Annotated in this window: 6 protein-coding genes; 3 read left to right on the top strand and 3 right to left on the bottom strand. The window is 45.1% G+C overall.

The features are described from left to right. Positions 1 to 80: 80 nt before the first annotated feature. A complete protein-coding gene (locus AB4238_RS21010) occupies positions 81 to 1,868 on the bottom strand; it encodes an aminopeptidase P family protein (RefSeq protein ID WP_372035422.1) in 1,788 nt (595 codons plus the stop codon). A 294-nt stretch (positions 1,869 to 2,162) separates the two neighbouring features. On the opposite strand from AB4238_RS21010, the gene AB4238_RS21005 reads away from it, so the two are divergent. From AB4238_RS21005 to AB4238_RS20995, 3 genes are all read left to right on the top strand, one after another. Beyond that, positions 2,163 to 3,353, top strand: a complete 1,191-nt coding sequence (locus tag AB4238_RS21005) for an MFS transporter (RefSeq protein ID WP_372035420.1) — start codon at positions 2,163 to 2,165, stop codon at positions 3,351 to 3,353. 69 nt (positions 3,354 to 3,422) lie between these two features. Beyond that, on the top strand, positions 3,423 to 4,193 hold the full coding sequence (locus tag AB4238_RS21000) for an ROK family protein (protein ID WP_372035418.1): 771 nt from the start codon (positions 3,423 to 3,425) through the stop codon (positions 4,191 to 4,193). Between the two features lie 304 nt (positions 4,194 to 4,497). Next, a complete protein-coding gene (locus tag AB4238_RS20995) occupies positions 4,498 to 5,715 on the top strand; it encodes a M24 family metallopeptidase (protein WP_372035416.1) in 1,218 nt (405 codons plus the stop codon). Between the two features lie 71 nt (positions 5,716 to 5,786). Here AB4238_RS20995 and AB4238_RS20990 read toward each other — a convergent pair whose 3' ends face one another. Beyond that, positions 5,787 to 6,257, bottom strand: coding sequence for an FKBP-type peptidyl-prolyl cis-trans isomerase (locus tag AB4238_RS20990; protein WP_372035414.1), 471 nt, complete (start codon positions 6,255 to 6,257; stop codon positions 5,787 to 5,789). A gap of 74 nt (positions 6,258 to 6,331) precedes the next feature. Further along, positions 6,332 to 6,505 carry a DUF1294 domain-containing protein gene (locus tag AB4238_RS20985; protein ID WP_372035424.1) on the bottom strand — a complete coding sequence of 58 codons (174 nt, stop codon included), beginning with the start codon at positions 6,503 to 6,505 and terminating at the stop codon, positions 6,332 to 6,334. Positions 6,506 to 6,646: the final 141 nt, after the last annotated feature.

Genomic DNA, 6,646 nt, shown 5'->3' with positions numbered 1-6,646 from the left:
AAGATCAACAGCCCCTAGACTGCGACAAATGCAATCAATAAAAAAGCAGCGCCAATGCGCTGCTTTATCGAACCACTGCATTATATCGCTGCAGTAACCTTGTTAAGCCAAGTCAGTTCAGTGCCTTGCATGTGTGGAGTTAGCTTCTCTCGCACCTGCTGATGGTATTGGTTGAACCACTCAATTTCAGTTTCAGTCAGGAAGCGCTTATCGATTAGTCGCGCATCCATTGGAATAAAGGTTAGTGCTTCAAACTCTAACATCTCGCGTTCACTATTGGCTAAAGTGATAGATGGACGTACAGCGACTAGGTTTTCAAGACGAATACCAAACTCATTGGCACGGTAATAACCTGGCTCATTGGATAACACCATGCCCGGCAGTAAAGCGACAGCACTTCTATTTTTAGCAATACCTTGTGGCCCTTCGTGAACGCTAAGGTAGTGGCCAACACCATGACCTGTACCATGATCGAAATCGAAGCCGTGTTGCCATAGATATTGGCGAGCGAAAGAGTCTAACTGTTGCCCTGATGTGCCCTGTGGAAACTTAGCTTGATCAATGGCGATATGACCTTTAAGCACCAAGGTAACCATCTTGCGCTGTTCATCAGTCACTTCACCAATGGCAATGGTACGAGTGACGTCTGTAGTACCATCTAGATACTGAGCGCCAGAATCGACCAGGTAGATACTGTTCATGGTCATCTGTGCTGGCGTGCCATCATTATGGTTGTAATGACACATCGCTGCGTTGGCACCTGCAGCTGAAATAGTATCGAAACTCGGCTCTTGATATAGCGGATCTTCTAGGCGGAAGCTTTCTAGTTTATCGGCAAGTTGCCCTTCATCATATAAACGTTCAGCTTGTACTTCGCTATCAAGCCAAGCCAGAAAACGACTAACTGCGACGCCATCACGAATATGACAGGCCTTCATTCCACCAAGTTCAGCGTCATTTTTTTGCGCTTTAGGCAGTGCAACCGGATCGGCACCTGCAATAAGCTCAGCTCCGGCATTTTTTGCGGTGATCTGTAACCAAGCATTGGTAGTATCTGGACTTGCGAGCACTTTGGCGCCATTAAGCTTGCCTAGCTCCGCTTCAAGTTCAGCTTCGGTTTTAAAGCTAACCCCGCTACCGACATGTTGCTCAATACCTGCTGGCAATTTAGTGGTGTCAGTAAAAAGCACCATATCGCCGTTGGCATGTAGCAAGGCAGTACCTAAAACAACGGGTAAACGTGGCACGTCTTTACCACGAATATTGAGCAGCCAACAGAATGAATCCAGTGCCGCGATAATCGCCACATCAGCGCCAGCGGCTTTTATTGTTGCGCCAATAGTGCAGCGTTTTTCGATACTACTGCGGCCAGCACTTTGTTCGCTAAAGGCCATGATAGGTTCATTTGATGCCTGTGGTCTATCGCTCCAGTTAAGGTCAATGGGGTTGTCTTTTACGGCAACCAACTCTATCTGCGCTTTGCTCAAGGTATTACGAGTGTTATTGAACCAAGAGAGGGTATGCAGTCTTGCATCAAAACCGACATTGGCATTGGCACTGAGCTTCTCTGTCAGCCATTGGGCTTGAGGCGTGTCATGCAAGCTTAGGTACTCAAACAGCTCAGCATCTACTTGTTGACGAACCTGCACCGTGTAGCGACCATCGACAAAGATAGCTGCTGAGTCTTTTAACACAATGATCATGCCTGCAGAACCGGTAAACCCGCTGCTCCATAGCATGCGTTCATTATGGGCTGGGACATACTCTCCCAAATACTCATCTGCACGAGGAATAATAAAAGCATCGAGATTGGATTTTTCCATCTCAGTTCGAATTGCACTGAGGCGTGCGGCAATAGTATTTGACATGATGACTCCCAACTAGCACTTGATCAGCAAAAGGGTATTGGCTGAATGTGATGAATTTTAGTTCTACTTTAGCGCGGAGGTTATCACAATCTATTGGCGCTAGGGGAGTGGCTTACTGGCTTATTTGTATTATCTTTTTTACCAGTTTGTAGCGTTGTTTGTGACTACAAGCTTATATTCAGCGGTTTACCTAGGTGAGTTAACATTAAATTCGTGCCACTATGTTGCAATAAAATTTTGATCAATGTTACGACGTCTCGAATTAATAGTGTTGTTTAAGGGTAATAAAAGCTTATGCCATTTAATGTATGGATACTAACGTTGGCGCAGGCGTTTGCCATGAGTGCCACACCAATGATGATGTTGTTAGGTGGTATTATTGGCGCGGAAATCGCGCCATCGCCTGAACTTGCAACATTGCCGATAGCCTCTATGGTCATTGGTGTCGCATTGTCTATCGTACCTGTGTCTAGACTTATGCAGGCTTTTGGTCGCAAGCCCGTCTTTATTTCTGGCGCATTAGTGGCAGCAAGCTCTGGCATGTTGGCGGCTTTTGCAGCCTCACAACAGAACTTTACCTTATTCTGTTTAAGCGGTGTGATGCTCGGTTCTGCAGGCGCCGTGGTGCAGCAATATCGTTTTGCTGCGATGGAGTCGGTGTCTGAAACCTTGGCAGCTAAAGCGGCTTCAAGAGTATTACTGGGTGGATTGGTGGCCGCAATTATAGGGCCCGAATTGGCTGTGTTAGGTGACGTTTTATCAGAACAAGCTTATGTTGGCGCTTTTTCCTTTCTAACCATAGTGAGTTTGATTGCTGCTGCCATTCTATGTTTTTATCGAGAAGCAAAAGTTGAGCGTAAAGCAACGATTGAGTCCACTCGGACCACAGGTCGTTCTCTGGGGTCAATATTGTCACAACCACAAATCTGGGTGGCGATTGCTGGCGCAACGTTAGGCTACGCGATGATGAGCTTTGTGATGACGGCCACTCCACTGCATATGCATCATATTGAACATCATTCCCTTGCTGATACTAAGTGGGTTATTCAGAGCCATATTATCGCTATGTATCTACCTTCATTTATTAGCGGCGCATTAGTGGTACGTATTGGTGTATCGAAGATGATGCTACTTGGCCTACTGGCCTATGTGATAACCATAGTCACCGCACTGCTTGGGCATGATCTCCTTAATTATTGGGCAGCGTTGGTATTGCTAGGCATTGGTTGGAATTTCCTTTTTGTGGCGGGCACCGCTTTATTGCCTCGTTGCTATAACAAGGATGAGCGCTATAAGGTGCAAGCGTTTAACGATAGCTTTGTTTTTGGCGCGCAAGCTATGGCATCACTGAGTGCTGGTTGGGTAATTTATGTTTTAGGTTGGGAGATATTACTGATCAGCTGTTTACCACTGATTGCTGCGTTACTGCTACTCATTGCATGGTGGAAGCTATCTACCAGCCGTATGCTACACAAAAATGTTTGATTAACTTGCGATTAAGTAAATTGTGGTAAGCTATTTAACTGATATTTATGAACGCCTTAGGAGTAGTTGGTGCAAGCATTAACGGTAGATATAAGTGGTTCAAAAGCACTGTTTGAGATCGAAACTCAAGGGCGAGTTGAGCAATATAAGATTGGTGCCAGCGATAGGTTCAATATAGACAGCTTAAACACTCAAATTGCTGAACTAGAACAAGACTATGATCTCAATGGTTACTCACTGGGAATTGCCGTTCCTGGTTTAGTGCAAGACAAGCAATTAGTCGCTTGTAAGTCACTACCAGGGCTTAATGGTTTGTCAGCCGAGCAGTTGGTGACACGAGCTAAACGGATAATCATTGCTAACGACAGTGACGCCGCTATGCGAGCATTGCTTGAGCCTAAGCAGCAGTGTGAACTGTTAGTGATGTGTGATACTGGTATTGGTATGTCGATTGCGATTAACGGTAAACCTTTTACTGGGGCTGCGGGGATAGCTGGAGAGCTTGGGCATTGCCGAGTGATGACCGAGTCCGGAGAATTTAGTTTGGAGAGACTTGCTAGTGGCGAGTCGATTGTGGCGAGAAACCTTAGTAGTAGTGCCGAACTATATCGTGCTGGTAGTTACTTAGGTATGGGGCTCGCGTGGACGGTAAACCTTTTTAATCCGTCGCGAGTCTATCTTGCGGGCAGCATGATGAATAACCTCGATTACTACAAAGGCTGCGTCGACACATTAAAAAAGATGGCATTAAGAGCACCGTTGGCCAGCGCTAAGATTAATCGTGTCGATGACCGTGAAACCATAGTGTGCCGTGGGCTTAAAACTATGTTGGCGGGGTAACAGTGTTATCGCATCAACTTAAAGGAGCGCTAGTCGCTCCTTTTTTGTTACTTATAAACGATATTTACTGAGATTAAAGCAAGCTTTCAATAACTATTTATCAATTAACAGCAATTAGTAGTGTACTTTTGTATACTTTATGCTAGAAAGTGAGGCAGATATTTTTACATAGATCTCCCTGTTTAAAGCTTGCTGTGGCAATAGCGTTAAATGGGTTGATAGCTTCATTTATGATAAGCGCTGAACGCCTTGAATACACGGTGTTTTCGCCGCTTAGGTTAACTTTTAAAGTAAGGGTAAGCAGATGACAATAGGCGTAGGCGGTTCAACCGCAGAACAAGAGTTAGCCAAGCTCGCAATTATGACTCAAGGCGCAGAGCCTATTAGCCGCGATGAGTACTCAGTACGTATCGCTAACGCACAGTCTATTATGCAGGCTGAAGGCATTGCCGCTATCTATGTTAATGCGGGCACCAATTTATACTATTTTACTGGAACACGTTGGTATGCCAGTGAGCGTATGGTCGGTGCGATTATCCCTGCTAGTGGCGCGGTTGAGTACATTGCTCCTGCGTTTGAAGTTGATACCTTAAATGGCTACATGACGATAGAAGGTAAAGTTAATACTTGGCAAGAGGACGAAAGCCCTTACGCACTCTTTGGTGATGTTTTGGATCAAATGGGCATTAGCTCTGGTAATGTTGGTATTGATGAGTCAGCTGCATTCTTTATTTTTGATGGTGTTCGTCAAGCGCATCCACAGTTTAATTATGTCAATGCCAAGCCTGCAACGGCGGGTTGCCGAATGATTAAATCCACGACTGAGCTAAGTCTATTACAACGTGCTAAAGATATGACGTTAGAGGTGCATAAGGCTGCAGCGCGTATTCTTCGCGAAGGTATTACCACCACTGAAGTTGAAGCCTTTATTAATGAGGCGCACATCAAGGTTGGTATCCCTGCGGGATCGTATTTCTGTATTGTGCTGTTTGGTGAAGACAGCGCTTATCCTCATGGTGTTAAGTCTCCTAAAGCACTTGATTTAAACGATACGGTGTTGATTGATACGGGTTGCCAGCTATTTGGATACAACTCAGATATTACCCGTACTTACGTTTATGGTGAACCAAGTGCGCGCCAACGTGAGCTATGGCAGTGTGAGCAAGATGCGCAAATAGCAGCATTTGAAGCGGCGCAGTTAGGTGCTAGCTGTGCCAGTGTCGATCGTGCTGCCCGTGATGTACTAGAGGCCAAAGGTTTTGGCCCTGGCTATGACGTGCCTGGTTTACCACATCGTACGGGTCATGGTATTGGCTTAGATATTCATGAGTGGCCATATTTAGTGCTTAACGATCAGACGCCATTGGCCGCAGGGATGTGTTTTAGTAACGAACCAATGCTATGTGTACCGGGTGAGTTTGGTGTGCGTCATGAAGATCACTTCTACATGACAGAGCAAGGCCCTGTTTGGTTTACTAAGCCTGCTCACTCTATCGATGATCCGTTTGGTTATGAAGCATAGAGTGGACTTAAAAATATGATACAAAAAAGCCCGAATGGTTGTCCGTTCGGGCTTTTTTTTAAGTGGCTTCGTTAATCGATACTGATGAGCTCTACATCGAAAATAAGCGTTGAACCACCACCAATTTTACCAGCACTGCGATTGCCGTAGGCTAATTCACTTGGGATAAAAAAGCGCGCTTTCTCACCAACAACCATCAATTGCACACCTTCTGTCCAGCCCTTGATAACGCGATTTAATGGAAATGCAATCGGTTCGCCACGCTCAACGGAGCTATCAAATACAGTACCGTCTATTAAAGTGCCATGGTAGTGAACGGTAACTGTATCACTAGCCTTGGGATGGACAGTACCATCGCCCGCCGCCAATACCTGATATTGCAGCCCTGATGCGGTGGTCGTTACACCTTGCTCCAATTTGTTCTTAGCAAGGAAGGCATTACCCAATTCAATATTTTCTTTAGCAGCTTTTTGGTTATTCATTGAAGTGAAAAAGTAAAAAATTACACAGGCGATAACGACTACTGCGAGGATCATTTTCATTATGGTGTCATTTAATTAGTAGAACGATGGGGTAATCATATCGAATTGGTATTAACAGGTAAATCAGCATCGCTTTATAGTATGCGCTGAATCTTCTCAAGAAGCTCTGTTTGTGAGATAAGCAACAGGTAGCATAATCCAATGTTACTGACTACCGTTAGCCAAAGCACTATTTTAAATGAGGTTTTTTCTGACTTATGCCTTAATACCTGCTGCGCCAGTAACGCTCCAGGCCATCCGCCGAGCAATGCTAAAAGGTGCAATCTAGACTCTTGTATACGCCAGCTTTGTTTTTTGCTGCTCGCTTATCCAGTGCGTAAGCGATAAATGTAATGCCAGATGCCGCTAGAAAATAAACTGCGGCAGCAAGTGGTATTATACCAATCAGT

Origin of the sequence: Shewanella sp. 10N.286.45.A1 (assembly GCF_041470405.1) — a bacterium.
In the GTDB taxonomy this organism is placed as follows: Bacteria; Pseudomonadota; Gammaproteobacteria; order Enterobacterales; family Shewanellaceae; genus Shewanella.
Note: the sequence above shows the minus strand (reverse complement) of the source record. Positions and strands in the feature narration are given on the sequence as shown.

Bases quoted from the DNA above. Each gene is read 5' to 3' on its own strand.
- AB4238_RS21010 (WP_372035422.1), bottom strand. From the start codon at position 1,868: ATGTCAAATACTATTGCCGCACGCCTCAGTGCAATTCGAACTGAGATG.
- AB4238_RS21005 (WP_372035420.1), top strand. From the start codon at position 2,163: ATGCCATTTAATGTATGGATACTAACGTTGGCGCAGGCGTTTGCCATG.
- AB4238_RS20995 (WP_372035416.1), top strand. From the start codon at position 4,498: ATGACAATAGGCGTAGGCGGTTCAACCGCAGAACAAGAGTTAGCCAAG.
- AB4238_RS20990 (WP_372035414.1), bottom strand. From the start codon at position 6,257: ATGAAAATGATCCTCGCAGTAGTCGTTATCGCCTGTGTAATTTTTTAC.